Origin of the sequence: Pseudophaeobacter sp. (assembly GCF_048267565.1) — a bacterium.
Taxonomy (GTDB): Bacteria; Pseudomonadota; Alphaproteobacteria; order Rhodobacterales; family Rhodobacteraceae; genus Pseudophaeobacter; species Pseudophaeobacter profundi.
Map to the genome: position 1 here is coordinate 88,766 of NZ_JBLWXG010000007.1, position 24,954 is coordinate 113,719.

The 24,954-nt window shown below is 60.2% G+C and carries 24 protein-coding genes; 21 read left to right on the forward strand and 3 right to left on the reverse strand.

The genetic code is table 11. From position 1 onward, the window contains the following. Positions 1-89 precede the first annotated feature (89 nt). A complete protein-coding gene (locus ACN0VH_RS15250) occupies positions 90-2,285 on the forward strand; it encodes a primosomal protein N' (protein WP_417701074.1) in 2,196 nt (731 codons plus the stop codon). 21 nt (positions 2,286-2,306) lie between these two features. On the opposite strand, the gene ACN0VH_RS15255 is transcribed toward ACN0VH_RS15250, so the two are convergent. Continuing rightward, a complete protein-coding gene (locus ACN0VH_RS15255; RefSeq protein WP_417701075.1) occupies positions 2,307-3,380 on the reverse strand; it encodes a YeeE/YedE family protein in 1,074 nt (357 codons plus the stop codon). A 190-nt stretch (positions 3,381-3,570) separates the two neighbouring features. Between ACN0VH_RS15255 and ACN0VH_RS15260 the strand changes: the two genes are divergently transcribed. The 3 genes from ACN0VH_RS15260 to ACN0VH_RS15270 all read left to right on the forward strand — a co-directional run bounded on the left by ACN0VH_RS15260 (position 3,571) and on the right by ACN0VH_RS15270 (position 6,229). Further along, entirely contained in the window at positions 3,571-4,806 is a 1,236-nt protein-coding gene (locus ACN0VH_RS15260) for an MFS transporter (RefSeq protein WP_417701076.1), read from the forward strand. A gap of 101 nt (positions 4,807-4,907) precedes the next feature. Beyond that, positions 4,908-5,780 carry a 50S ribosomal protein L11 methyltransferase gene (locus ACN0VH_RS15265; RefSeq protein WP_278921368.1) on the forward strand — a complete coding sequence of 291 codons (873 nt, stop codon included), beginning with the start codon at positions 4,908-4,910 and terminating at the stop codon, positions 5,778-5,780. 104 nt (positions 5,781-5,884) lie between these two features. Further along, on the forward strand, positions 5,885-6,229 hold the full coding sequence (locus ACN0VH_RS15270; RefSeq protein WP_417701077.1) for a hypothetical protein: 345 nt from the start codon (positions 5,885-5,887) through the stop codon (positions 6,227-6,229). Positions 6,230-6,555: 326 nt separating this feature from the next. Here ACN0VH_RS15270 and ACN0VH_RS15275 read toward each other — a convergent pair whose 3' ends face one another. Continuing rightward, the gene (locus ACN0VH_RS15275; RefSeq protein WP_278921366.1) at positions 6,556-6,774 is read right to left on the reverse strand and encodes a DUF1127 domain-containing protein; all 219 of its coding nucleotides are present in this window, start codon (positions 6,772-6,774) and stop codon (positions 6,556-6,558) included. A gap of 348 nt (positions 6,775-7,122) precedes the next feature. Between ACN0VH_RS15275 and ruvC the strand changes: the two genes are divergently transcribed. The 17 genes from ruvC (at position 7,123) to folD (ending at position 23,341) form a co-directional block, all read left to right on the forward strand. Continuing rightward, on the forward strand, positions 7,123-7,620 hold the full coding sequence (ruvC, locus tag ACN0VH_RS15280) for a crossover junction endodeoxyribonuclease RuvC (RefSeq protein WP_278921365.1): 498 nt from the start codon (positions 7,123-7,125) through the stop codon (positions 7,618-7,620). Next, on the forward strand, positions 7,617-8,309 hold the full coding sequence (gene ruvA, locus ACN0VH_RS15285) for a Holliday junction branch migration protein RuvA (protein ID WP_417701078.1): 693 nt from the start codon (positions 7,617-7,619) through the stop codon (positions 8,307-8,309). Before ruvC ends, ruvA begins: the two co-directional genes overlap by 4 nt. 70 nt (positions 8,310-8,379) lie before the next feature. Further along, positions 8,380-9,411, forward strand: a complete 1,032-nt coding sequence (gene ruvB, locus ACN0VH_RS15290) for a Holliday junction branch migration DNA helicase RuvB (RefSeq protein ID WP_278921363.1) — start codon at positions 8,380-8,382, stop codon at positions 9,409-9,411. Positions 9,412-9,562: 151 nt separating this feature from the next. Next, positions 9,563-10,198, forward strand: coding sequence for a hypothetical protein (locus tag ACN0VH_RS15295; RefSeq protein WP_417701079.1), 636 nt, complete (start codon positions 9,563-9,565; stop codon positions 10,196-10,198). A gap of 108 nt (positions 10,199-10,306) precedes the next feature. Further along, complete coding sequence (ybgC, locus tag ACN0VH_RS15300) at positions 10,307-10,693, forward strand: tol-pal system-associated acyl-CoA thioesterase (protein ID WP_278921361.1); 387 nt, start codon at positions 10,307-10,309, stop codon at positions 10,691-10,693. 177 nt (positions 10,694-10,870) lie between these two features. Further along, positions 10,871-11,566, forward strand: a complete 696-nt coding sequence (gene tolQ / locus ACN0VH_RS15305) for a protein TolQ (protein WP_417701080.1) — start codon at positions 10,871-10,873, stop codon at positions 11,564-11,566. A 3-nt stretch (positions 11,567-11,569) separates the two neighbouring features. Next, positions 11,570-12,070 carry an ExbD/TolR family protein gene (locus ACN0VH_RS15310; RefSeq protein WP_278921359.1) on the forward strand — a complete coding sequence of 167 codons (501 nt, stop codon included), beginning with the start codon at positions 11,570-11,572 and terminating at the stop codon, positions 12,068-12,070. Positions 12,071-12,085: 15 nt separating this feature from the next. After that, entirely contained in the window at positions 12,086-13,234 is a 1,149-nt protein-coding gene (locus ACN0VH_RS15315) for an energy transducer TonB (protein WP_417701081.1), read from the forward strand. A gap of 136 nt (positions 13,235-13,370) precedes the next feature. Further along, positions 13,371-14,708, forward strand: coding sequence for a Tol-Pal system beta propeller repeat protein TolB (tolB, locus tag ACN0VH_RS15320; protein WP_278921357.1), 1,338 nt, complete (start codon positions 13,371-13,373; stop codon positions 14,706-14,708). Between the two features lie 110 nt (positions 14,709-14,818). After that, positions 14,819-15,319, forward strand: a complete 501-nt coding sequence (gene pal / locus ACN0VH_RS15325; protein ID WP_278921356.1) for a peptidoglycan-associated lipoprotein Pal — start codon at positions 14,819-14,821, stop codon at positions 15,317-15,319. Between the two features lie 4 nt (positions 15,320-15,323). Further along, complete coding sequence (gene ybgF, locus ACN0VH_RS15330) at positions 15,324-16,178, forward strand: tol-pal system protein YbgF (protein WP_417701084.1); 855 nt, start codon at positions 15,324-15,326, stop codon at positions 16,176-16,178. A gap of 5 nt (positions 16,179-16,183) precedes the next feature. Beyond that, positions 16,184-17,461, forward strand: coding sequence for a tRNA lysidine(34) synthetase TilS (gene tilS / locus ACN0VH_RS15335; RefSeq protein ID WP_417701172.1), 1,278 nt, complete (start codon positions 16,184-16,186; stop codon positions 17,459-17,461). Between the two features lie 74 nt (positions 17,462-17,535). Further along, complete coding sequence (ftsH, locus tag ACN0VH_RS15340; RefSeq protein WP_417701086.1) at positions 17,536-19,458, forward strand: ATP-dependent zinc metalloprotease FtsH; 1,923 nt, start codon at positions 17,536-17,538, stop codon at positions 19,456-19,458. Positions 19,459-19,600: 142 nt separating this feature from the next. Next, positions 19,601-20,176, forward strand: a complete 576-nt coding sequence (locus ACN0VH_RS15345) for an MOSC domain-containing protein (protein WP_278921352.1) — start codon at positions 19,601-19,603, stop codon at positions 20,174-20,176. A gap of 186 nt (positions 20,177-20,362) precedes the next feature. After that, positions 20,363-22,039, forward strand: a complete 1,677-nt coding sequence (locus ACN0VH_RS15350) for a formate--tetrahydrofolate ligase (protein WP_278921351.1) — start codon at positions 20,363-20,365, stop codon at positions 22,037-22,039. A 58-nt stretch (positions 22,040-22,097) separates the two neighbouring features. Next, positions 22,098-22,403 (forward strand): chorismate mutase, encoded by a 306-nt coding sequence (locus ACN0VH_RS15355; protein WP_278921350.1) that lies wholly within the window; start codon positions 22,098-22,100, stop codon positions 22,401-22,403. A 35-nt stretch (positions 22,404-22,438) separates the two neighbouring features. Further along, on the forward strand, positions 22,439-23,341 hold the full coding sequence (gene folD / locus ACN0VH_RS15360; RefSeq protein WP_278921349.1) for a bifunctional methylenetetrahydrofolate dehydrogenase/methenyltetrahydrofolate cyclohydrolase FolD: 903 nt from the start codon (positions 22,439-22,441) through the stop codon (positions 23,339-23,341). 210 nt (positions 23,342-23,551) lie between these two features. On the opposite strand, the gene ACN0VH_RS15365 is transcribed toward folD, so the two are convergent. After that, positions 23,552-24,859: a DUF8689 domain-containing protein gene (locus tag ACN0VH_RS15365; RefSeq protein ID WP_417701088.1), complete on the reverse strand. Its 1,308-nt coding sequence runs from the start codon at positions 24,857-24,859 to the stop codon at positions 23,552-23,554. Positions 24,860-24,954: the final 95 nt, after the last annotated feature.

Below are 24,954 nucleotides of genomic sequence, written 5' to 3' on the forward strand. Positions count from 1 at the left end.
ATCCTTTTGGGAAAGTTTGGCCTGGATTGCGCTAGCCTTTAGCGCATGGCGCAGGCATTAAAAAGCCCCGAGGTTTGGAGGCGGTACAGGTGAGCGGGCAGGAATTTTTCCATCAGGGCGACAGGGTGGCTGTACTGACCGCGCAACCTCTTGATCGGCTTTTGGATTATCGCGCCCCCGAGGGCGGTTGTTTTCGCGGTGCCTTTGTCGAGGTACCGCTGGGGCCGCGCAAGGTTCTGGGGGTTATCTGGGGCGCGGGGGGCGGTGACTTTGATTCGGCCAAGCTGCGGCAGGTCAATCGGGTGCTGGATGTGGCTCCGATGCGCGAAGAGATGCGCCAGTTCCTAGGCAAGGCCGCCGAATACACCCTGACGCCGATGTCGGCGATGCTACGGCTGGCTACCCGCGCGCCGGGGCTGGCAGATCCGCCGTCGATGCGCCGGGTGCTGCGTCTCGGCGATAAGGAACCCGACCGGATGACACCGGCCCGTGGCAAGGTGCTTGCGGTGATGGATGAGTTCGCCTCCATGGCCTTTACCCCGAAAGAGCTGGCCGACATGGCCGGGGTGACGCCTTCGGTAGTCAAGGGGCTGGTGACCCAGGGGACGCTGCGCGAGGAAGAGACCCCTCGGGATTTGCCCTATCCGGTGTTGGACCCCGCACGCCCTGGCAAAGAGCTGACAGCGGATCAGGCCAGCGCGGCCTTGACCCTGGCGGCGGGCGTCGAAAGCGGCGCCTATGGCACCACCTTGCTGAAGGGGGTGACGGGGTCGGGCAAGACCGAGGTCTATCTGGAAGCGGTTGCGGCCTGTCTGCGTAAGGGGCGCCAGGCGCTGGTGCTCTTGCCTGAAATTGCCCTGACGGCGGAGTTTTTGAAACGTGTCGAGGTGCGTTTTGGGGCCACCCCCGCCGAGTGGCATTCCGGTGCCACCATGACAGAACGCCGCCGGGTCTGGCGAATGCTGGGGCAGGGGAACGCGCAGTTGGTGATCGGCGCGCGGTCGGCGTTGTTTCTGCCATTTCGCGATCTCGGGCTGATTATTGTCGATGAAGAACACGACACCGCCTACAAGCAGGAAGAGGGGGTGCTGTATAACGCCCGCGATATGGCAGTGCTGCGTGCGGCCATGTGTTCGGCGCAGGTAGTTCTGGCCTCGGCCACGCCCAGCCTGGAAACCTGGGCCAATGCAGAGGCGGGAAAATATCAACGGGTCGATCTGACCGCGCGTTTTGGTACCGCCGTGCTGCCCACGATGCGCGCTGTGGATATGCGCAACGAGGATCTTGCCCCCGCCACCTGGATTTCGCCACGGCTAAAATCGGCTATGCAGGATCGGATCAGCCGCGGCGAACAATCGCTGCTGTTCCTCAATCGGCGAGGGTTTGCGCCACTGACCATCTGCCGGGCTTGCGGGGCGCAGGTGGCCTGTGACAATTGCGACGCGCGCATGGTGGAGCACCGCTTTATGAAGCGGTTGATGTGCCATCAGTGCGGCGAGACAAAGCCCATTCCCGAGGTCTGCCCTTCCTGTCAGGTAGAGGGCAAGATGGCTCCGGTTGGGCCGGGCATCGAGCGGCTGGGAGAAGAAGCCGCGGCGTTGTTTCCTGAGGCGCGCATCGCGGTGCTGAGTTCTGATCTGTTTGGATCAGCCCGGGCGCTGAAGGCGCGGATCGAAGAAATTGCTGCCGGAGAGGCCGATATCATTCTGGGCACCCAACTGGTGGCCAAGGGGCATAACTTTCCTTTGTTGACCCTGGTGGGGGTGATCGATGCGGATCTTGGATTGCAGGGGTCTGACTTGCGGGCCGGAGAGCGTACCTTTCAGCTGATGCGCCAGGTGGCAGGGCGGGCGGGGCGCGCGGAACGCCCCGGAGAGGCCCTATTGCAGACCTTTCAGCCGGAACATCCGGTTATTCGCGCGATCCTGAGTGGCGACGAAGAGGCCTTTTGGGCGGCCGAAGCGGCACAGCGCCGCGAAGCCGGGGTGCCGCCCTATGGGCGCATGGCGGGGATTATCCTGTCAGGAACGGATCTGGCGCAGGTGTTTGATCTGGGCAATGCGCTGGCGCGCAACGATGGCCCGTTGCGTCAGGTTGGAGCCCAGCTATTCGGCCCGGCGCCTGCGCCGATCGCCCGAGTGCGGGGGCGTCACCGGGTGCGGTTGCTGGTCAAGGCGGCCAAGGGGGTGCCGTTGCAGGTGGCCCTGACCCGGTGGATCCAGCCCTTTCGCATGAAGGGCGATCTGCGCCTCAGCATCGATATCGACCCGCAGAACTTTTTCTAAACCTCCGGGACGAGGCAAAGCCTAGGCTGTGGCGGGCTGGAGACGCTGATCAATCAGCAGATCTGTCGCCATTGCCCCGATCCACATGCAAAACAGCGCCAGCCAGGCGGTGCCAGCAAAAATGGATCCACCGGTGACACCTGCGCCAATGGCACAGCCACCGGCCAACATGCCGCCAAAGCCCATCAGAACCGCGCCAATCATCGCCTTGCGCATGGTTGCGGTATCGTCAAAGGCCTGCAATTTCATCTCGCCCGCAGACCAGGCCGCCAGCATCGCGCCGATAAAGACGCCGGGAACCAGGCCGATGTCAAAATCCAGAACGGCATTGCGGTCGAGAAAAAACATCAGCGTATGCGCCGAGGGTCCGGTGAAGGTGGCGCTTTCGATCTGCACCGGATCAAAGGCAACCTGGCTCAACCCATAGGTCAGCACCCAGCCCAGTGCCACGGCAAAGCCGACGCCAGAGGCAAAGACCAGCCGCGCCGCACTAATCCGATTGTGCCGCGACAGTGCCAGCGCAAGAGCCGCGATGGCCAGCCCAAGTGCCAGACCGCCCCAGTCGGGCAGGCCAAATTCCACCAGCAAATCCATATTGCGCCCGCCCGTGGTAACCCAGAGCTGGGCAAGTGTGTCGCGCAGCGGCGACAACATGCCAGAGAGGCTCATCTGGGCCACCACGGCAAAGATCAGCCCAGAGACAACTGAGCGCAGATTGCCAGTAGCGGCCAACACCAGAAGCCGCCCTGAACAGCCCCTGGCCAGCACCATGCCAACGCCAAAGATCAGCCCGCCCAAGATGGCACCAGACCAACTGCCCGGCACTGCCATCATTCGGGCGTCTGCCCTGTGCATCAGGCCCAAAAGCTCGGCCGTCTGCACCCAGACCACGGCGGTGGAAAAGGTGAGCAGCCAGACAGCCATGCGGTCGCCCAGCTGGCCGCGAGCAAATTCCACCGTGGCAGCGCGCAGGCAAAACCGAGAGCGCTGGGCCGCGATGCCAAAGGCGACGCCGGTCACCAGACCAAAGAGCGCCGCCAAGGGCGCTTCGCCCAGGCGCTCGGCCAGGGTCTCTATCAGCAGAAGCAAATCCATGCCTTGGCCCTTTCGATCTGAATTCAATAAATCATATACGTGAAGTTGAGGCCTGCAACCTTGATGCAGATCAGCTTGCAGGTAGAGGCGGGGCGGGGGCGTGTTCCACCTTTTGTGCGCGGATGCAGCGATCTATGTGCGCGCTGTCTTTGCACTCGCGCTGGTTCAAAAAGAGGCGTAAACCGCATCTATGACTAAACCTCTTTCCCTGGAGGCGGCCCATGATCTGCCGCTATGGCGTCGCCCGACCACATTGCTGTTTGTGATGGCGATCTGCATGCCCATTGCCTTCAATGGCTGGTTTGCCTTGCTCAACAACTTTGTCATCGAGGTGGCGCAGTTTGACGGGGCTGATATTGGGCTGTTGCATACTGTGCGCGAAATCCCCGGCTTTTTGGCGGTGGGGGTCATCGCCATCATCCTGTTTGTACGCGAGCAGGTGTTGGGTCTGATTTCATTGGTGATGTTGGGCATTGCCACCATGCTGACAGGCTGGTTTCCCTCGCTCGGGGGGATCTTGATGATCACCTTGCTGAGCTCGATCGGGTTTCATTACTACGAGACGGTGAACCAGTCGCTGCAGCTGCAATGGCTGCCAAAGGACCGTGCACCACAGATGCTTGGCTGGCTTATCGCCACCGGGTCGGCCTCGACGCTGGTGGTCTATGGGCTGATCGTGCTGCTGTGGGAGACATTTGATCTCAGTTATAATCTGGTCTTCATGACTGCGGGCGGTGTGACCACAGCGATTGCTCTGCTGTGCCTGCTGGTTTACCCGCAGTTCGATTCACCGACGCCACAGAACAAGAAGCTGATCCTGCGGCGGCGCTATTGGCTGTATTACCTGCTGCAATTCATGGCCGGGGCGCGGCGCCAGATCTTTGTCGTTTTTGCCGGCTTCATGATGGTTGAACGTTTTGGCTTTGACGTGCATGAGGTCACAGGCCTGTTTCTGATCAACCTGGTGATCAATATTCTGGTGGCACCGCTTTTGGGGCGCTTTGTCGCCTATTTTGGCGAACGCCGGACATTGGTCATCGAATATACCGGGCTGACCCTGGTCTTTGCCCTTTATGGCGGGATCTACTGGTTTGGCTGGGGAGTGCTGCTGGCGGCCTGTCTCTATGTGGTGGATCATGTGCTTTTTGCCCTAGCGCTGGCGCTCAAGACCTATTTTCAGAAAATCGCCGATCCGGCGGATATTGCGCCAACGGCGGCGGTGGCCTTTACCATCAACCATATCGCTGCGGTGTTCCTGCCGGTTCTGCTGGGGCTGTTGTGGGTGGTGTCGCCGGCGCTGGTCTTTGTGCTGGCGGCCCTGATGGCGCTGCTGTCGCTGGGCCTGTCCTGCCTGATCCCGCGTCACCCCAGCCCGGGGAATGAGACGGTCTTTGCCAAATTCCGCCTGGCCGCCGCTGCAGAATAAGGCCAGGCCGGGAACGGGCGTCAGAGGCTTTGCAAGAGCTTTGGTCTTGACCCTGCCAAAGCTTGGGCCTAGGCGCTTGGCAGCCCTGATGGAGATCCGATATGCCGACCTTTACCGCTTTGACCACCCTGCCTGGAAAACCTCAGGCGGAAGCCCTGGGCGCGGCGATGGAACATCTGATCCCCGAACCAACAGGTGTTGGCGTTTTTGAAATGGAAGATGGCTCTGGCCTGTGGGAAGTCGGTGGCTATTTCACCGAAACCCCCGATCAGGCCGGCCTTGCCCTGCTGGCGAGCATGCATGGTGCCAAGGAATTTGCCGTGTCAGAGCTGCCGGAAACCGATTGGGTTGCGCATGTGCGCCGTGAACTTGCCCCGGTCGAAGCCGGGCGGTTTTATGTCTATGGCAGCCATGATGCCGAGACCGTGCCCGAGGGGCGTATCCCTCTGCTGATCGAGGCGGCAATGGCATTTGGTACTGGCCACCATGGCACAACGCTGGGCTGTCTCAAGGCGTTGGATCATCTGATCGACGAGGGCTTTACCGGTGCCAAGGTGGCGGATATTGGCTGCGGCACCGCCGTTCTGGCCATGGCCGCCGCACGGGTCTGGCAGGGAGAGTTCATCGCCAGCGATATCGACGAGGTTGCCGTAGAGGTGGCCGAGGCCAATCTCAAGGCGAATGGCATGGCCGGGGCTGTCACCTGCCTGGAAGCTGCCGGCTTTGACCATCCGGGCCTGAAGGCGGCGGCCCCCTATGATCTGATCTTTGCCAATATCCTGAAAGGTCCGCTGGTGGCCCTGTCGCCGGATCTCTGTGGCAATCTGCGGCTAGGCGGATACGCTATTCTTTCGGGGATTCTGAACGAACAGGCCGAAAGTGTGATTGCGGCTTATGCCGAAAATGGAACCAATCTTGTGCGCCGCGACATGATTGGTGAATGGACGACCCTGCTATTGCAGCGAAATGTCTAATTTTACGAAGGATTAAGTTAGATTTTAGGCAACTGCCTTGGAATTGCCTTAATTCAGTTCTATAAACTTTCATCCGCTGGTGGGGGCCAGTTCGGGGCAAGTTTATGACTGTTCAACATAAAGAGTTTCACGGCCGTGTGGCCCGTTTGCAGACAAAACACGCTGCTTTTTCACGGGGCTATACTGCGCGTGTCCAATCGGATGGGCTTATCATTGTGGAGCCACGCAGGCTCCGTTCGCGGGTTTCTGGCCGTGTTTTCCTGTTGATATTGACCGGTTTTCTGATCTTCAAGGCCTTCCTGATGGCGGCCGTCGGATTTTCCAGCTATGATGAGCGGGTGAATAAACTGGCCTCTGGCACCATGATTGAAAAGCTGGGCGCAGTGCTGATGCAGGCGGATCCGGTTTCGACTTGGGGGGCGCAGAAAATGGGCCCCATCCTGCGCTGAGATCGGCCAGGTTCCATCCCGTTTGGCGGTGACGCCGGGGCAGAGACGCGAAACCATCACTTTGCCAGTCTGCCGGAGATGCGGTCTGATAGGATTGCAGCCTACAGGGGCCAGTCAAACAGGGCAGAGGGGCTGTAGCACCTAAATGACAATACGGTCGGTATGCAGGCAGGACTGGGTTTGCGCAGATCCGGTTCGACGCCGGTTTCGCATATAAAAACCGCCGCGGCCTGTTTGGCGCGCGGCGGTTTTGTTTTGCTCGGTATGCAGCGGGTCGCCCGTAAAAGGGACCGCTCTTGCCGGGTTTTACCTGAACGGCGGCGGCCTTAAAAGACGGGCTTGCCTGCCGCGATATCTTCGATGTCGCCGCGGCACAGACCGATGTCTGCCAGTTCGCGGTCGGTCAATGCTCCAAGGGTCTTTTTAGCCGTGCGGGCGTCACTCCAGGACATTACGGCGGCGGCTGCCGCGACAAAATATGTGCCGATACGGCCAAACAGGCCGGTGGAGCCATAGGTGGTGCGGGTGGTGTCAAATGCAGCCATATCCTCATCCTTCTTATTTGAGTGAACGTGCTTCTGCGCTGGCGATTTCCAGCATTGTGTTGTTACGGATTCCGGCTCTAGAGACGAATTTTCCGCCAGGCAAGAGCGAAATTTGCATGTGTTCCATGTGCAAAATGCATATCTTGAACATGACAAAATAAGGCAGTTTTTCCCTTGTTAATATAGGGCCGGAAAATGTCGCGACACCTGTTGCAAAGGGTCGGTTTTGGAACAGGATTCTGGTATTTTCCCAATCCGGGCACCTTGGGAAAGCAATTGGACATGTTCGCGTTTTGTGCTATTTGATGAAAAAATAATTCGAACACTCAGGCAAAGGCCGGGCAGCACATGCGTATTTTGGGAATTGATCCGGGGCTTCGCAACCTTGGCTGGGGGGTGATCGAATCACAGGGCAGCCGGTTGAGCCATGTCGCCAACGGTGTTTGCACGTCGGATGGCGATGATCTGGGCGAACGCCTTTTGTCACTGCACAATCAGGTTACCGAGGTCATAGAAACCTATCAGCCAGACCAGGCAGCGATCGAACAGACCTTTGTCAACAAGGACGGGGTGGCGACGCTGAAACTGGGCCAGGCACGTGGTGTTGCGCTGTTGACCCTAGCCAAGGCCGGGCTGCCAACGGGTGAATATGCACCCAACCGGGTGAAAAAGACGGTTGTCGGGGTGGGGCACGCCAGCAAGGAGCAAGTGATCCATATGGTCAAGCTGCAGCTGCCGGGCAGCAACCCAAAAGGCGCTGATGCGGCGGATGCTCTGGCGATTGCCATTTGTCACGCCTATTACGGGGGCACCCAGCAAAGGCAGCTCAGGGAGGCGCGGGCATGATTGGCAAACTGACAGGGCGTTTGGACTATCGCGCCAGCGACCACGTGCTGATTGATGTGCGCGGGGTGGGCTATCTGGTCTATTGCTCGGAGCGCACCCTGATGCAGTTGCCCGGTGCTGGCGAACCTGTTGCGCTCTATACTGATCTGGTGGTGCGAGAAGACCTGATGCAGCTGTTTGGCTTTACCTCCCTGGTGGAAAAAGAATGGCACCGCCTGCTGACCTCGGTGCAGGGGGTCGGGGCCAAGGTGTCGCTGGCAATCCTGGGCACCCTGGGGCCGGATGGGGTTGGCCGGGCGATTGCTCTGGGCGACTGGGGCAGCGTCAAGGCGGCCAAGGGGGTTGGCCCCAAGACTGCGCAGCGCATCGTGCTGGATTTGAAAGACAAGGCTCCCGGCGTCATGGCCCTGGGCGGCACCCTGCCCGAGGCGATGGAGGGCGTGGATCTTGACGCGGTGGTTGAACCGGCAGATCCGACCCCAGCCAAGAAGGCCGCGCGCAAATCAGTCGCCAAGCACCCCGCAGGCGCGGCAGCTGCTTCGGCAGGGGCGCTCTCGGCGCTTGGCAATCTGGGGTACAGTCCTGGCGATGCGGCTTCTGCTGTGGCCACTGCCGCAGGCGAGAATCCAGAGGCGGATGAGGCCGGGCTGATCCGCGCCGCCCTGCGGCTCTTGGCGCCAAAGGGATGAGTGCGGAGATGCCTGACCCAACCGTGCCCGCCGACCGTCAAGACGTGCAACGCCGCGAGAGGCAACTGCCATGATCGATGCGGATCCGACCCTGCGCCCCGAACCAATCCCCGAAGACAGTTCTGGGGAGGGGGATCGCGCCCTGCGTCCGCAGGGGTTAAGCGAATTCATCGGCCAGGCCGAGGCCCGCGCCAACCTGCGGATCTTTATCGAAAGTGCGCGGCGGCGCGGCGAGGCAATGGATCACACGCTGTTTCATGGGCCGCCCGGTCTGGGTAAGACCACGCTGGCGCAGATCGTGGCGCGCGAACTGGGGGTGAACTTCCGCATGACCTCGGGGCCGGTGTTGGCCAAGGCGGGGGATCTGGCGGCGATCCTGACCAATCTGGAAGCGCGCGATGTCTTGTTCATTGACGAAATTCACCGGCTGAATCCAGTGGTCGAAGAAATCCTTTATCCGGCGCTGGAGGATTTTGAGCTGGATCTGGTGATTGGCGAAGGGCCCGCCGCGCGTACCGTGCGGATCGAGCTGCAGCCCTTTACCCTGGTGGGGGCAACGACGCGTATGGGGCTGCTGACCACGCCGTTGCGCGACCGGTTTGGCATTCCAACCCGGCTGCAGTTTTACACGGTGGATGAGCTGTTTGAGATTGTACGGCGCAATGCCCGCAAGCTCGGCACCCCGGCCGATGACGATGGCGCCCGTGAGATCGCGCGGCGCGCGCGGGGCACCCCAAGGATCGCCGGGCGGCTCTTGCGCCGAGTGGTGGACTTTGCGGTTGTGGAGGGCGACGGGCATATCACCCGAGACCTTGCCGATGGGGCCTTGACCCGGCTTGGCGTGGACAATCTGGGGCTTGATGGCGCGGATCGGCGCTATCTGCGACTTATTGCGGAAAACTACGGCGGCGGGCCGGTGGGGATTGAAACCCTGTCAGCCGCCTTGAGTGAAAGCCGGGATTCGCTGGAGGATGTAATCGAACCCTATCTGCTGCAACAGGGATTGATTCAGCGCACGCCACGTGGGCGGATGCTGGCACAAAAAGCCTGGACTCACCTCGGCATTGCCCCGCCGCAGCGGGCAACGGATTTGTTCGGCTAAACCGCGATCATCAGCAGCCATGCCGCTGCTCGCTGCCCCGTTCCCTTCCGTTGCTCAGCTTGGCCGGCGGGGCGGGGTGGCGCCTTGTCGTTTGGCGCGGCAGCAGGCATAAGCCCGCATTACGATGTTTCAGCCTTGATGGAGCCCTTGCATGTCCCTGGATCTGACGCCGGAAGAAATCCAAGCCCTGTTCACCCGCAGCGATGGCTCTTACGGGTTTGCCCGCTGGGGGCGCCCGATTGCGCCAATTGTCTTTGGCGTGCAGGACGAAACCCTGAAGGTGGTGAAGGGGGCGATTGAAGCCGTTGCGACCCTTGCAGGGCAGCCCATGGCAGAGACCGATCCTGAGTTGGGATCCAACCTCATGTTCTTTTTCTTCCGCAACTGGGATGAGCTGCTGGATGTGCCCGATCTGGATCGCCTGATCCCGGATCTTGCGCCGCTGGTGGCGCGACTGCAGGCGGCGGATGCCAGCCAGTACCGTGCCTTTCGATTCGATGACACAGGGGCGATCCAGGCCAGCTTTGTTTTTTTGCGGATGCAGGGTGCCATGGCGGAACTGCCAGCCGAAACTCTAGCGCTGAGCCAGGCAGCTCAAATCATCCTGTTGTGGTCGGATCAGGCCTTTGCCCAGACCTCGCCGCTGGCGATCCTGCCAGACACCGGCGCAACCATTCTGCGCCCCGAAATTGCCGCCATTATTGCGGCGGGCTATGATCGCATGATGCCCCCCAGCGCCAATGATGCCTCGCATGCGCTGCGGCTGTTTGCGCGGCTGCAGGGGTAGGCGGGGCAACATGTCGGGGCAGAGCAGTGATCCGCGCCTGATCCGCGCCGGGCTTGCGGGCCGGGGCGGCGAATTCTAGGGTAGCGCGACGAAACAGGATACTCTTTGATGCCGCATATCTTCCCGGTTCGGGTATATTACGAAGACACTGACATGGGTGGCATAGTCTATCATGCCAACTATCTGCGCTTTATTGAACGTGCCCGCAGCGATTGGGTGCGCGGTCTGGGCAATGACCAGAACGCAATGCGGGACGCTGGCGTGATCTGGGTCGTGCAACGGATAGAGGCGGATTATCTGGCCTCGGCCAAATACGATGACCTGCTTTCCATCGAGACCGAGGTGCTTAACCTTTCCCGCGCGCGGCTGACCATGGCGCAGCTGGTCAAGCGGGGGGAGGCTGTATTGTTTCGCGCCACTGTCACCGCCGTTTGTGTTGCCTCCGATACTGGTCGGCCCACCCGGCTTCCGGCAGAGATTCGCGCATTGCTGTAACATTCCGGTCCTGGGCGCGTTGTTTGCTTGGCTTTTGGCATGAAACTGAGCTAGCCTCGCGACAATGAAAGCCGCAACAGACGGCTCGGGGCTGAAGGCGCAGTGCTTCCCCTTTTGGGGGGCAGTAGGGCGAAAACGAGCAAGACCGGAGCGATCCGGCAGAGATAGAGCAGGCAAATGGAAGCAGAAACTCTGGCGTTGGCGCAAGAGATTGATTTCTCTATGTGGGGTCTTTTCGCGCGGGCCACCCTTACCGTGAAACTGGTGATGCTGTTGCTGACCGGGGCTTCGATCTGGTCCTGGGGCATCATTATCCAGAAGCAGATCAACTATCGCCGTGCCCGTCGGCAGGCTGCCCGGTTTGATCAGGCGTTCTGGTCCGGAGAGCCGCTGGATGGCTTGTTCGAACAGCTGGGCCCGGATCCCTCCGGTCATTCAGAACGTATTTTTGCCGCAGGCATGAGCGAATGGCGTCGCAGCCATCGCAGTGATGGCGGCCTTATTCCTGGGGCGCAGGCGCGAATTGACCGCTCCATGGATGTGGCGATTGCAAAAGAAACCGAAAATTTGCAAAGCGGGTTGTCGGTGCTGGCAACCGTCGGATCAACCGCGCCCTTTGTCGGGCTGTTTGGGACCGTCTGGGGGATCATGACCGCGTTTATCGAGATCGCGCAGCAGCAAAGCACCAATCTGGCGGTGGTTGCCCCTGGTATTGCCGAGGCGCTTTTGGCCACTGGCTTGGGGTTGCTGGCGGCGATTCCAGCGGTGGTATTTTATAACAAGCTGAGCGCCGATAGTGATCGCATCCTTGGCGGCTATGAAGCCTTTGCCGATGAATTTGCCACTATCCTCAGCCGCCAGTTGGATTCCTGATCCATGGGCGCCGCTGTACAACAGTCTTCCTCTGGTGGGCGCCGTCGTGGACGGCGTCGCAATCGGGCCAAGCCGATGGGCGAAATCAATGTGACGCCCTTTGTGGATGTCATGCTGGTCTTGCTGATCATCTTTATGGTGGCGGCACCGTTGACTACGGTTGGCGTGCCGGTTGATCTGCCCAAAACCGCTGCAGGCGCCCTGCCGAGCGAACAGGAAGAGCCCTTGACGGTTACCATGATCGCCGGTGGTGAAATCCAGATCCAGACGACGCCAGTTGCACGCGAAGAATTGGTGGGCAAACTGCGGGCCATCGCGGCGGAGCGGAGCTCTGACCGGGTCTATCTGCGCGCAGATGGAGCGATTTCCTACCGCGACGTGATGCAGGTCATGGGGGCGCTGAATGCCGGGGGCTTTGCCAATGTCGGGCTGGTCACGGACACGGCGGGCCCTGCGTTGGACGGTGGCGCCACGGATGGTGCCTCAGTCGGCGCGACGGAATAGGCGGGGGCACGCAGCGTGCAGACCGGAACCAAAATTTCCCTTGCAGCACACGGGTTTCTAGTGAGCTGGGCGGCCCTGGGCGGCTGGTTTTCGTCGGAACCCCTGCCCATCAAGGTGCAGGAGGTCGCGGTGATTTCGGCGGCGGAATTTGCCAAGCTTAGCCAGCAAACCCAGGCCCCCGATGTAAGCGAAACCCCAAGCAGCCTAGCCGCGCCAGACCCCGCACCAGAGCCGCCGGAGGTGTCAATGCGCCCGGCGGACCGCCCCGATGTGACGCCCCCCGAAAGCACCGCCATCCCAGAGGTGGAGGCCCCGGTTCCCGCTGAGCCTCAGCCCGAACCGGAGCCAGAGGTGAGCGACAGCCTGCCCGATCCGGTGGTGCCGCCAGAAACGGCAGAGCCGCTGCCGCCGCTGCCGGACACAACAGAGCCTGAAGCGCTCCGCCCGGCGGATCGTGTCGCCCCGGTCCCGGTAGAGGCACCGGAGCCAGAGGTGGCGCTGGATGATCTGGTGCAACCGGAAGTGAGTCCTGACGCGGGCGCTGAAATCGCGCAAGAGGTGCAAGAGGCCACCGCGCCCGAGGCGGCCAGCGACCGGATCGTCACCGAAGCAAACGAGAGCGACGAGGCCGAGCCAGCGCCGCCCGTGACTGCCCCTGTGACTTCGGTACGGCCCAAAACGCGCCCCCGCAGGCCCACGCCGACGCAAGAGCCCGCAACCGAGGTGGCTGAAACCACACCGGAGGCGCCGGAAGACGAGGCGCAGTCTTCGGCGATTGAGGATGCGCTTGCGGCGGCCATTGCAGGCGGCGGCGAGGTGGCAGCGCCTGAACCTTCTGGCCCGCCGCTGACCCTGGGGGAAAAAGAGGCCCTGCGGGTGTCGGTCTCCAAGTGCTGGAATGTCGGCTCGCTGTCTTCTGAAGCGCTTAAGACCACTGTCGAGGTTGCGGTTAGCCTGGAACGAGATGGCCGCCCAAAGGTCGGAACCATTCGCATGGTATCCAGCACTGGTGGATCCAGCGGCGCGGCGCGGCAGGCCTATGAGTCGGCGCGGCGGGCGATCATCCGTTGCGGTAGTGATGGCTTTCAGTTGCCAGGCGATAAATATGACCACTGGCGCGACATCGTGATGACATTTAACCCTGAAAAGATGCGTATCAAATGAGACACGAAAAAGTGACAGCGCCGCAGGCTGGGCGCGGCTATGACACAGGGCAACGGGCGGGCGCTTTGCCTGCCGCATCCCGGCGCGGACCATCCAATACTCACATGACATTCATTTCTGAAAGGACGCGAGGCAAATGAGGCGCAAACTGACAGCCCTGGTGGCAAGTCTTCTGCTGGCGGCACCGCTGCTGACATCCGGCAGCGCAGCCCTGGCCCAGAATGGTCCCCTGCGGATCGAAATCACCGATGGCGTGATCGAGCCCTTGCCCTATGCCGTGCCCGATTTCCTGGCTGAAACCCCGGCTGCGGCCGATCTGGCCAATCAGATAACCCGGGTAATCGCGGCGGACCTGAACGGCACCGGATTGTTCCGCGAAGTGCCCGCAACGGCGCATATCTCAACGGTGAGCGACTTTAACGCGCCCGTGAAATTTGCCGATTGGAAAGCGGTGAATGCCCAGGCACTGATCACTGGGGCGGTGTCGGTCAATGGCAAGCAATTGACGGTGCGGTTTCGCGGCTATGACGTCTTTGCCGACAAGGAGCTGGGGGCGGGGCTGCAATTCAGTGGCACCACCGATGGCTGGCGGCGCATGGCGCACAAGGTGGCGGATGCCATCTATAGCCGGATCACCGGCGAGAGCGGCTATTTCGACAGCCGGGTTGTGTTTGTTTCCGAAACCGGCCCCAAGAATGACCGCCGCAAGCGTCTGGCAATCATGGATTATGACGGCGCGGAAGTGCAATACCTGACCAACAGCGCAGCCCTGGTGCTGGCGCCGAGGTTTTCGCCAACTGGAGATCGGGTGCTCTATACCAGCTATGAAAGTGGCTTTCCGCAAATCCATGTTCTGGATGTTGGCAAGGTGCAGCGGCGGGTCCTGTCGGCGGACAATGGCATCATGAGCTTTGCCCCCCGATTTGCGCCCGATGGCAAGATGGTGGTCTATTCGCAGGCCGAAGGCGGCAATACCGATCTTTATACCATGGATATTGCTACCGGCAGCCGCACCCGTCTGACCAATGCCCCCTCGATCGAGACGGCCCCCTCCTATTCGCCCGATGGCAGCCAGATCGTGTTTGAAAGCGACCGCTCCGGCTCGCCGCAGCTTTATGTGATGGCCGCCTCGGGCGGCGAAGCGCGCCGGATCAGTTTTGGCAAGGGGCGCTACGGTACACCGGTTTGGTCGCCGCGCGGTGATCTCATCGCCTTTACCAAACAGAACAAGGGGCGTTTCCATATTGGCGTGATGCGGGTGGATGGCAGCGAAGAGCGCCTGCTTACGGCGTCATTTCTGGATGAAGGTCCAACCTGGTCGCCAAATGGTCGGGTGATTATGTTCACTCGTGAAACCCAGGGGGCCAATGGTCGGGCGCTGCTATATTCGGTGGATATTCTGGGGCGCAACCTCAAACCGGTGCGCACACCGGATGGGGCCTCGGATCCGGCCTGGTCGCCGCTACAGCAATAAGGCACAGTTCGGCGCGATCCGGTGGCAAAAGGCAAGACAGAAGACCTGCATAGAATCGACCCCGCCTCTGTGGTAGGTTGTGGTCAGAAACCAAAGGAATAGGCATTGTGATGAGCGGTTTTAAAAAGGCATTCGTACTGGTTGCGGCCCTGGGGCTGGCAGCCTGTAGCAACACATCCTGGAATGATGCCGGAGCGGGCGGCGCTGGTGGCAGCGGAACTGCCGGGTCCAACCTTGATCCTGCCAGCCCGGCCTATTTTCAGGAAACCATTGGCGACCGGGTGCTGTTTCTGATCGATCAGTCCACCCTGAACCCCGAAGCCGAGGCGATCCTGCAGGGGCAGGCGCGTTGGCTGACCAGTAATTCCGACTATGTCGTCACCATTCAGGGCCATGCGGATGAACAGGGTACACGGGAATACAACCTTGCCCTGGGCGCACGCCGCGCCAACTCTGCCCGTGAATATCTGATCTCGCAGGGCGTTGCCGGCTCGCGCATTCAGGTGGTCAGCTATGGCAAGGAACGTCCGCTTGAAATTTGCTCGGCTGAAAGCTGTTATGCCAAAAACCGGCGCGCGGTGACCGTGTTGGCTGGCGGATTGACGGGGTAAGATGATGCGCCTGTTGCGAGCTGCCTTCCTTTCGACCACCCTTTTGACTGCGCTTCCTGTTGCGGGGCCCGTCTTGGCGCAGGACCAGCAAACCCTGGCGGATATCCGCCAGGAGTTGACAGTACTGCACGTGGATATCCAACGGCTGAAACGTGAACTGTCGACCACCGGCGGTGTCGGGTCAGGCGCAGCGGCGGGCAGTTCGGTGCTGGACCGCGTTGGTGCCATCGAGGCCGGGCTGCAGCGGCTGACCGCGCAAACCGAACAGTTGGAATACCGGATCAATCGCATCGTTGCAGATGGCACCAACCGGATTGGCGATCTGGAGTTTCGCCTGGTTGAACTGGAAGGTGGCGATATTGCCGCCCTTGGTGAAACTACCACGCTGGGCGGCGTAGAAACGCTGGAACAGGCGGGGGCTGGGGCTGGCTCCGGGGCAGGGGGCAACACCGCGGATGCGCAGGATACCGAACTTGCAGTGGGCGAACAGCAGGATTTCAACGCCGCCGTGCAAGCCCTGAGCGAGGGGGCGCATCAGGTGGCTGCAGAAAAATTCGCCATCTTCTCGCAATCTTATCCTGGCAGCCCATTGGCCCCAGAGGCAGATTTCAACCGAGGTAAGGCGCTGGATGGGCTGGGCGACACCCGCGAAGCGGCACGCGCATATCTGGCATCGTTTTCTGGCGATGCGACCGGCTCCATCGCGCCTAAGGCGCTGTTCGAGTTGGGCGCGGCGCTGGGGCGGCTGGGGCAGCTTGATCAGGCCTGCATCACCCTGTCCGAGGTTGGTGTTCGCTTTCCAGGGGATGAGACCGTAGCGCAGGCCAATTCTGAAATGGCCACGCTGGGGTGCTCTTGACGGGAATGAACCCGGATCAGACAGAGACGGAACAGCGGCGCCAAGCGCTAGTGGAGCATCTGCGCGGCCAGTTTTCGTCGGACCTGCCGGCGCGCATCGGCATTGCGGTGTCAGGCGGCAGTGATTCTGTCGCCTTGATGCATTTGCTGCAGGACTGTTTTTGCGACACCCCAGTGGAACTGATGGTGGCAACGGTGGATCACGGATTGCGCCCCGAAGCAGAGCAAGAGGCGGCGGAGGTCGCCGATATGGCGCGGGATCTAGGCCTGTCGCATACCCTGTTGCGCTGGACTGAGGGGCCAACAACGACCGGAAACCTGCAGGATCAGGCTCGCCGCGCCCGCTACGGGTTGTTGACGGGCTGGGCGCGTCAGAACGGCATTGCGAAGCTGGCGCTTGGGCATACGGCGGATGATCAGGCTGAAACTGTTTTGATGCGGCTGATGCGCGCATCTGGGGTCAAGGGGCTGGCGGCAATGCCGCAGCGGCGCACCCAGGATGGTATCACACTGATACGCCCGCTGTTGGGCCTGCGCCGCGCAGAGTTGCGGGCCTATTTGCGGTCTCGTGAACGGACCTGGATCGAGGATCCTTCGAACCAGGATGAACGGTTCGATCGTATCAAAATCCGCAAAGCTGTTGGCGCCCTGGAGGATCTGGGGCTGACAGTAGAGGCGCTGTCAACGGTTGCTCAGAATATGGGCAAGGCCCAGCGGGCACTGGGGTGGTATGCATTTTTGGCTGCACGTGATATGATTCAGTTTGAGTGCGGTGCCATCGTGATTGAGTTGCGAAAGTTTCGCGCTTTGCCGGATGAAATCTCTCATCGGCTGATGTCCCAGGCGCTTTTGTGGATCTCTGGCAGCCAATACCCGCCCAGACGTCAACCAATGATCGAGGCTGTCGCACTTGCGCAAAGGGGCGGCTCTCTGACGTTGTCGGGCTGTCGTGTCCTTGGCCATAAGGGCAAGATCTGGATCTGCCGTGAAGGTGCTGCTGTGCAAAAAACGACGGCCTTTCCAGGGCAGGTTTGGGATCAGAATTGGCGAGTTTATGCAGGTAATTTAAAGGCTTGCGAGGTCAGGTCGCTGGGCGAAGAGGGGCTGAAATCCTGCCCCGATTGGCGTCAGACCGGCTGTCCAGCTGCGGTTCTGGAGGTCACTCCGGCGCTGTGGCGTGGGGGGGGGCTGATGGCCGCGCCGCTGGCCGGAGTGAGCAATGGAAGCCGCGCAGAAGTGGTAAATAGTGTAGAAGAGTTCTACGCATCGCTTTTATCGCATTGAACCTGCCTGAATGTTCCTTATTTTATGCGTAACGAGGGCCCCCTGTGAGGGGCCCGGATATTGGGAGATATTCCTTGGGTAATGCACGCAACATCGCTTTCTGGGTTGTTCTGTTCGTCTTGATCCTGGCGCTGTTCAATCTGTTCAGTGGCTCAGGCGGAACGATGCAGAGCAATGAACGCACCTTTTCTGACTTTGTAACCTCGGTGGAGTCAGGGCAGGTTGCCACTGTGGTTCTGGATGGGGAGCAGGTTCGCTATTCCACTTCGGATGGCAGCAGTTTTGTCACCATCAAGCCAGCCGATGCAGAAGTCACCGCGCTACTGATCGAAAACAACATTCCGGTTCGCGCCGAAAAGCAGCAGCAGTCGGGTTTTCAGTCCTTCCTGATCACCCTGTTGCCCTTTGTGTTGCTGATCGGCGTCTGGATCTACTTCATGAACCGGATGCAGGGTGGCGGCAAAGGCGGCGCTATGGGCTTTGGCAAGTCCAAGGCGAAGATGCTGACCGAGAAACACGGCCGCGTCACCTTTGATGATGTTGCAGGTATTGATGAAGCCAAAGAAGAGCTAGAAGAGATCGTGGAATTCCTGCGCAACCCGCAGAAATTCTCGCGGCTCGGCGGCAAGATCCCCAAGGGGGCGCTGCTTGTTGGCCCTCCCGGTACTGGTAAGACCCTGCTGGCCCGTGCCATCGCAGGCGAGGCCGGCGTGCCGTTCTTCACCATCTCGGGCTCTGACTTTGTGGAAATGTTCGTTGGTGTCGGGGCGTCCCGTGTGCGCGATATGTTCGAGCAGGCAAAAAAGAACGCACCTTGTATCGTCTTCATCGATGAAATCGATGCGGTTGGCCGCCATCGTGGTGCTGGCTATGGCGGTGGCAATGATGAACGCGAACAGACCTTGAACCAGCTGCTGGTTGAAATGGACGGTTTTGAAGCCAATGAAGGCGTGATCATCCTGGCCGCAACCAACCGGAAGGACGTGTTGGACCCTGCCTTGCTGCGCCCCGGCCGTTTTGACCGGAACGTCACCGTAGGCAATCCCGACATCAAAGGTCGCGAAAAGATCCTGGGCGTACATGCCCGCAAGACCCCGCTGGGCCCTGACGTCGATCTGCGCATCATTGCGCGCGGCACCCCTGGGTTCTCTGGTGCCGACCTTGCCAACCTGGTGAATGAATCTGCCTTGATGGCTGCGCGCGTTGGCCGCCGCTTTGTCACCATGGAGGATTTTGAAGCCGCCAAGGACAAGGTGATGATGGGGGCAGAGCGTCGCTCGATGGTGCTGACCCAGGACCAGAAGGAAAAGACCGCTTATCACGAGGCGGGCCATGCTGTTGTTGGCCTCAAGCTGCCGGAATGTGATCCTGTCTATAAGGCGACCATCATTCCCCGGGGCGGAGCCCTGGGCATGGTTGTGTCGTTGCCGGAAATGGACCGGCTGAACTGGCACAAGGATGAGTGCAACCAAAAGCTGGCCATGACCATGGCAGGCAAGGCAGCCGAGATTATCAAATACGGCGAAGACCATGTATCAAATGGTCCGGCGGGTGATATCCAGCAGGCCAGCCAATTGTCCCGCGCGATGATCATGCGCTGGGGGATGTCCGATAAGGTTGGCAATATCGACTATGCTGAGGCCCATGAGGGCTATAGCGGCAATACCACTGGATTCTCGGTCTCTGCGCATACCAAGGAGATGATCGAGGAGGAGGTCCGCAGCTTTATTCAGAACGGCTACGACCGTGCCTTTGCGATCCTGACCGAGCATAAGGACGAATGGGAACGCCTGGCGCAGGGGCTGTTGGAATATGAAACCCTGACTGGCGACGAAATCAAACGCGTCATGCGCGGCGAGTCACCCCATGAAAGCGGTGATGATTCCGACGAGGACGCGGGCAATTCTTCGGTGACGGCCATCCCCAAGGCCAAGCTTAAAAAGCCAGCTTCTGAAGGTGACAAGGATTCCGGGCTGGAGCCTGAACCCACCTCATAGGTGCTAAGAGGCCTGCGCCCCTGTGCCACGATTAACAAGAGAAAGCCCCAAAAACCGCTGCTGGTTTTTGGGGCTTTCCATTGGTTTCATTGCCTTTATGGTTGCGCGCAGAACAACTGCTGCAACAAGGATGGGAACGGACATGCCGGTCTTGCTGGAAACCGAATACAAAGGCGATGTGGTCTGGGCTGGTGCAACACCGGCTGATGGTGGCGTTTCGGCGACGCCTTCTGGGGCGCTGACCCTGGGGTTTCACGGGCTGCTGGGCGAACGCCACCAGGGTGAAAACCGCGCCTCGTGTGTGCGGGTCTCCAATCTTTACCCGCAGGGCACCACCATCCGCAACGTGCGACAGCTTAGCATCCTTTCCGAGGAAGAGCTGGCGCTGATTGCTGCGGACATGGGACTGGAGCAGGTAGATCCGGGTGCATTGGGGGCCAATCTGGTGCTGCGCGGGATCCCGGATTTTACCTTTGTGCCGCCCTCGTCGCGGCTGCAGGGGCCGGATGGGGTAACCTTGACGGTCGATATGGAAAACCGCCCCTGCATCTTTCCGGGGCGTGAAATAGAAAAAACGCACGCAGGCTTTGGACCCAAGTTCAAACCCGCAGCACGCGAACGGCGGGGAATCACCGCCTGGGTCGAACGCCCCGGCCAGTTGAAGATCGGCGACAGCCTGCGCTTGTTTGTACCCGATCAGCGGGCCTGGGCCCCCTGAGGACGGGCAAATTGGGGCAGGGATTTCGTTTGCACGCCATTCGTTTCCGGCAAACTATGGAGGAACGCCGCTTCATGGCCGGATAATGTCGGAAATCACGCGCGCGTTGTGCCGCATTCTGTCTAGATCTGAAACAGAACCGGCGTTGACATGCCAATGATCTATACTCTCAGTCAGGAACCAGCCATGAGCTACAAGAGTGATATCGAGATTGCCCGCGAGGCACAGAAGCTCCCGATTCAAGAAATCGGTGCCAAGATTGGCATTTCCAGTGACGATCTGCTGCCCTATGGCCACGATAAGGCCAAGGTGAGCCAGTCGTTCATCAATTCAGTGCAAGACCGGACTGATGGCAAGCTGATCCTGGTGACTGCGATCAACCCGACCCCTGCGGGCGAAGGCAAGACCACCACCACCGTGGGCCTGGGCGATGGGCTGAACCGCATTGGCAAGAACGCCATGGTCTGCATCCGCGAAGCCTCGCTCGGACCAAACTTTGGCATGAAGGGTGGCGCAGCGGGCGGCGGCTATGCCCAGGTTGTGCCGATGGAGGATATGAACCTTCACTTCACCGGTGACTTCCACGCGATCACCTCAGCGCATTCACTGCTGTCTGCGATGATCGACAACCACATCTATTGGGGCAACGAATGCGAGATCGATATTCGCCGCGTGGCCTGGCGTCGTGTGGTCGATATGAACGACCGTGCTCTGCGTCAGATCACTGCCTCGCTGGGTGGCGTGTCCAACGGCTTTCCGCGCGAAACCGGTTTTGACATTACCGTCGCATCCGAAGTGATGGCAATTCTGTGCCTGGCCACCGATCTAAAAGACCTGGAGCGCCGCCTGGGCGATATCATCGTGGCCTACCGTCGCGATAAAACCGCCGTATATTGCCGCGACATCAAGGCCGAGGGCGCGATGACCGTGCTGTTGAAGGACGCGATGCAGCCAAACCTGGTGCAGACGCTGGAAAACAACCCCGCCTTTGTGCACGGCGGTCCCTTCGCCAATATCGCCCATGGCTGTAACTCGGTAATTGCCACCAAGACCGCGATGAAAGTTTGCGATTACGTTGTGACCGAAGCGGGTTTTGGTGCGGATCTGGGCGCTGAGAAGTTCATGAACATCAAGTGCCGCAAGGCCGGAATAGCGCCTTCGGCCGTGGTTCTGGTTGCGACTGTGCGCGCAATGAAGATGAACGGCGGCGTTGCCAAGGCGGACCTGGGCGAAGAAAACGTGGACGCGGTGAATAACGGCTGCGCTAACCTTGGTCGCCACATCGAAAACATCAAGAGCTTTGGGGTGCCGGTTGTTGTCGCGATCAACCACTTTGTCACCGACACAGAGGCCGAAGTCGATGCGGTCAAGGCCTATGCCGCGACCCATGGCGTCGAGGCAGTGCTGTCGCGCCACTGGGAACTGGGCTCGGAAGGTTCTGCCGCACTGGCGGAAAAGGTCGTGGAAATTGTTGATGCCGGTCAGGCCAACTTTGCCCCGATCTACCCGGATGAGATGTCGCTGTTCGACAAGATCGACACCATCGCCAAGCGCATCTACCGCGCCGATGAGGTGCTGGCCGATACCAAGATCCGCAATCAGCTGATGGAATGGGAAGCAGCCGGCTACGGTAATCTTCCGGTCTGCATGGCCAAGACGCAGTATTCCTTCTCTACCGACCCAAGCCTGCGTGGCGCCCCGGTAGGCCATTCGGTGCCGGTACGTGAGGTACGGCTTTCGGCAGGGGCAGGGTTTATTGTCGCAGTCTGTGGTGAAATCATGACAATGCCGGGTCTGCCCCGTACGCCTGCGGCGGAAAGTATCCGCCTGAATGATGGCGGCCAGATCGAAGGCTTGTTCTGAGACGCAAAATACGTCATCTGCGGCCCGGAGAGATCCGGGCCGCAAGAGTTTTGAACCGATGAGTGACCGCAAACCGCCAGAAGCCTGTGCCGACATGCCGGAACTGCGCCAGCAGATTGATATGCTGGATGCAGAACTGATACGGATGTTGACTGTGCGGGCAGGCTATATCGACCGGGCGATCAGGCTGAAGCAGCAAAACGGCTGGCCGGCCCGGATCCCGGATCGGGTTGAAGAGGTGGTCGAAAACGTGCGCCGCCGGGCCCTGGCCGAAGGGTTGGACCCTGATCTGGCCGAAGATTTGTGGCGGCCGCTGATTGATTGGTCGATTGCCCGCGAGGCGCGGGTTATTCGCGAGACGTGATCGGGCTGCAGGCCCGTGTCGAAAGGAAGAAAGCAATGGCAGCAAACATCATCGACGGCAGAGCTTTTGCCGCAACTGTGCGCGACAAAGTGGCAGGCCACGTGGCGCGTCTGAAAGACGAGAACGGCATCACCCCGGGCCTCGCCGTGGTCTTGGTGGGTGAAGATCCCGCAAGCCAGGTCTATGTCCGTTCCAAGGGGCAGCAGACTGTGGAAGTCGGCATGAACTCCTTCGAGCACAAGCTGCCTGCAGATGTCTCCAAGGAGGAGCTTTACACCCTGATCGACCAGCTGAACACCGATCCCGCTGTGCACGGCATTCTGGTTCAGTTCCCGGTGCCCGATCACCTGAGCGAAACTGAAATTGTTTCGCGGATTGATCCGAGCAAGGATGTCGATGGCCTGCATGTGGTCAACGCCGGTCTGCTGGCCTCTGGTCAGAAAGCCATGGTGTCCTGTACCCCGCTGGGCTGCCTGATGTTGCTGCGCGACCAGCTAGGGTCTTTGTCGGGTCTGGATGCCGTTGTTGTTGGCCGCTCGAACCTTGTGGGCAAGCCGATGGCTCAGCTGCTGATCCGCGAAAGCTGCACCGTGACCATTGCGCACAGCCGCACCAAGGACCTACCTGACGTCGTGCGCCGCGCCGATATCGTGATTGCTGCCGTTGGTCGCCCGGAAATGGTGCCCGGCGACTGGATCAAGGAAGGTGCCACGGTAATCGACGTCGGCATCAACCGCATCCCGGCACCTGAAAAAGGTGAAGGCAAGATGAAACTGGTAGGCGACGTTGATTTTGCCAGCTGTTCAGAGCGCGCAGGAGCCATTACGCCGGTTCCCGGTGGTGTGGGCCCGATGACCATTGCCTGCTTGCTGGCAAATACGGTCACGGCTTGCTGCCGCGCGAATGGTCTGGCAGAGCCCGAAGGCCTGACGGCCTGATCCTGGCCACGGCAGGTTGCGATTGAACAGGGCCCCCATTTTTGGGGGCCTTTATTGTGCCCGCTGTTGCACAGGGCCGGGTGCTGCGACATCAGCGGCAAAAGGGGCGGTGATTTTTGCATATGGTGGATGCTACGGCGGTGCCGATCAGTCGTAGCTACAAACCCGCCGCTCAGGGCTGCGGCCTGATGTAAGAACGGGTCGGCACCTCTACTTCACGATATGCTCGTCCTTGACAAACATATTGGCCCAGGCGCGGTCGATCAGTTCGGGGGTCATTTGATAGGGGATACCTTCGAATTCGCAGATGGCGATCATCTGGTCGATGAGAAAGATCGGCTGATAATTGGCATAGATGTTGTCGATTGTCGGGTACTTTGCTTTCAGCAGATGCACCAGCGCGCCTTCGTTCAACGGCATGCGCCGCTTGCGTGCGACCATGGCAAAGATCTTGAGAAAGTTTTCCTGGTTCGGCCCGTCGATCTTGATCTTGAAAAAGATCCGCCGCAGCGCCGCTTGGTCAAAGATCTCATTGGGGTGAAAGTTGGTGGAAAAGATCACCAGCGTGTCAAAGGGGACCTCAAACTTTTCCCCGGATTGAAGGGCCAGGATGTCCTTGTTTTCTTCCAGCGGCACAATCCAGCGGTTGACCAGCGATTGGGGGGGCTCTGCCTGCCGCCCAAGGTCATCAACGATGAAGATGCCGCCGGTTGATTTCAGCTGCAGTGGTGCCTGATAGGTGCGCGCGGTAGGGTTGTAGACCAGATCAAGCATGTCCAGCGACAGCTCGCCGCCGGTGATGACCGTCGGGCGTTCGCATTTCACATAGCGGCTGTCGAACCGTTTCGGGCGGCGCAGGGCGGTGGGGTCGTCGGGGGCTTCCTCTATCAGGCTGTGTACGATCGGGTCATAGACGGTAATCACCTGCCCGGCATATTCAATCGCCCGCGGCACATAGACATGATCGCCCAGAGCATCGCGAATACCGTTTGAAATTGAGGATTTACCGTTGCCTGGAGGGCCATACATCAGGATGGAGCGCCCGGCGCTGACTGCCGGCCCCAGATGATCAAGCAGGCTGTCCGGCAGCACCAGATGGCCCATGGCACTGACCAGCTGCGCGCGGGTGACCATGATATTGCGGATCGATTGGCGTTCGATCTGCTCACGGTAGACCGCCAGAGGCACTGGCATGGCACCAAAGTATTCAGACTGGCTCAGCGCATCCTGCGCCCGCGATTTGCCCGCATCCGTCAGCTGATAGCCCATCTCATTGCCGCTGTTAGCGTTGAGCGTACCTGTTGCCTCCAGCAGTTTTTGTTCGCGGGCCAGGTCGATCAGCTCTTGGGTAACGGGGATTGGCAAGCAAATGGCCTCGGCCACTTCGCTGACGACATTGACGTTTTTGCGGTAGATCGTTTTCAGCAGGATATCCCGCATCATCACGATGGGAAGTTGCATCTGCGCCAAGCCCTTGGGGGCGGGGGGGGCCGTTACGGGGCTGTCGTGCATATTCATCGTAAAGGGCCTGCTGTTGTTGGCATTCCGGTAGGGCCGTTCCGCTTAAAAGCTGCGGGCAGGCGTGGGCCACAGTCTATTCAGCACTGCGGCAA

What these genes read in the sequence shown, in the direction of transcription:
- ACN0VH_RS15255 (WP_417701075.1), bottom strand. Translation starts at nt 3,380, where the DNA reads ATGGATTTGCTTCTGCTGATAGAGACCCTGGCCGAGCGCCTGGGCGAA.
- ACN0VH_RS15260 (WP_417701076.1), top strand. Translation starts at nt 3,571, where the DNA reads ATGACTAAACCTCTTTCCCTGGAGGCGGCCCATGATCTGCCGCTATGG.
- ACN0VH_RS15265 (WP_278921368.1), top strand. Translation starts at nt 4,908, where the DNA reads ATGCCGACCTTTACCGCTTTGACCACCCTGCCTGGAAAACCTCAGGCG.
- ACN0VH_RS15270 (WP_417701077.1), top strand. Translation starts at nt 5,885, where the DNA reads ATGACTGTTCAACATAAAGAGTTTCACGGCCGTGTGGCCCGTTTGCAG.
- ACN0VH_RS15275 (WP_278921366.1), bottom strand. Translation starts at nt 6,774, where the DNA reads ATGGCTGCATTTGACACCACCCGCACCACCTATGGCTCCACCGGCCTG.
- ruvC (WP_278921365.1), top strand. Translation starts at nt 7,123, where the DNA reads ATGCGTATTTTGGGAATTGATCCGGGGCTTCGCAACCTTGGCTGGGGG.
- ruvA (WP_417701078.1), top strand. Translation starts at nt 7,617, where the DNA reads ATGATTGGCAAACTGACAGGGCGTTTGGACTATCGCGCCAGCGACCAC.
- ruvB (WP_278921363.1), top strand. Translation starts at nt 8,380, where the DNA reads ATGATCGATGCGGATCCGACCCTGCGCCCCGAACCAATCCCCGAAGAC.
- ACN0VH_RS15295 (WP_417701079.1), top strand. Translation starts at nt 9,563, where the DNA reads ATGTCCCTGGATCTGACGCCGGAAGAAATCCAAGCCCTGTTCACCCGC.
- ybgC (WP_278921361.1), top strand. Translation starts at nt 10,307, where the DNA reads ATGCCGCATATCTTCCCGGTTCGGGTATATTACGAAGACACTGACATG.
- tolQ (WP_417701080.1), top strand. Translation starts at nt 10,871, where the DNA reads ATGGAAGCAGAAACTCTGGCGTTGGCGCAAGAGATTGATTTCTCTATG.
- ACN0VH_RS15310 (WP_278921359.1), top strand. Translation starts at nt 11,570, where the DNA reads ATGGGCGCCGCTGTACAACAGTCTTCCTCTGGTGGGCGCCGTCGTGGA.
- tolB (WP_278921357.1), top strand. Translation starts at nt 13,371, where the DNA reads ATGAGGCGCAAACTGACAGCCCTGGTGGCAAGTCTTCTGCTGGCGGCA.
- pal (WP_278921356.1), top strand. Translation starts at nt 14,819, where the DNA reads ATGAGCGGTTTTAAAAAGGCATTCGTACTGGTTGCGGCCCTGGGGCTG.
- ybgF (WP_417701084.1), top strand. Translation starts at nt 15,324, where the DNA reads ATGCGCCTGTTGCGAGCTGCCTTCCTTTCGACCACCCTTTTGACTGCG.
- tilS (WP_417701172.1), top strand. Translation starts at nt 16,184, where the DNA reads ATGAACCCGGATCAGACAGAGACGGAACAGCGGCGCCAAGCGCTAGTG.
- ACN0VH_RS15345 (WP_278921352.1), top strand. Translation starts at nt 19,601, where the DNA reads ATGCCGGTCTTGCTGGAAACCGAATACAAAGGCGATGTGGTCTGGGCT.
- ACN0VH_RS15350 (WP_278921351.1), top strand. Translation starts at nt 20,363, where the DNA reads ATGAGCTACAAGAGTGATATCGAGATTGCCCGCGAGGCACAGAAGCTC.
- ACN0VH_RS15355 (WP_278921350.1), top strand. Translation starts at nt 22,098, where the DNA reads ATGAGTGACCGCAAACCGCCAGAAGCCTGTGCCGACATGCCGGAACTG.
- folD (WP_278921349.1), top strand. Translation starts at nt 22,439, where the DNA reads ATGGCAGCAAACATCATCGACGGCAGAGCTTTTGCCGCAACTGTGCGC.
- ACN0VH_RS15365 (WP_417701088.1), bottom strand. Translation starts at nt 24,859, where the DNA reads ATGAATATGCACGACAGCCCCGTAACGGCCCCCCCCGCCCCCAAGGGC.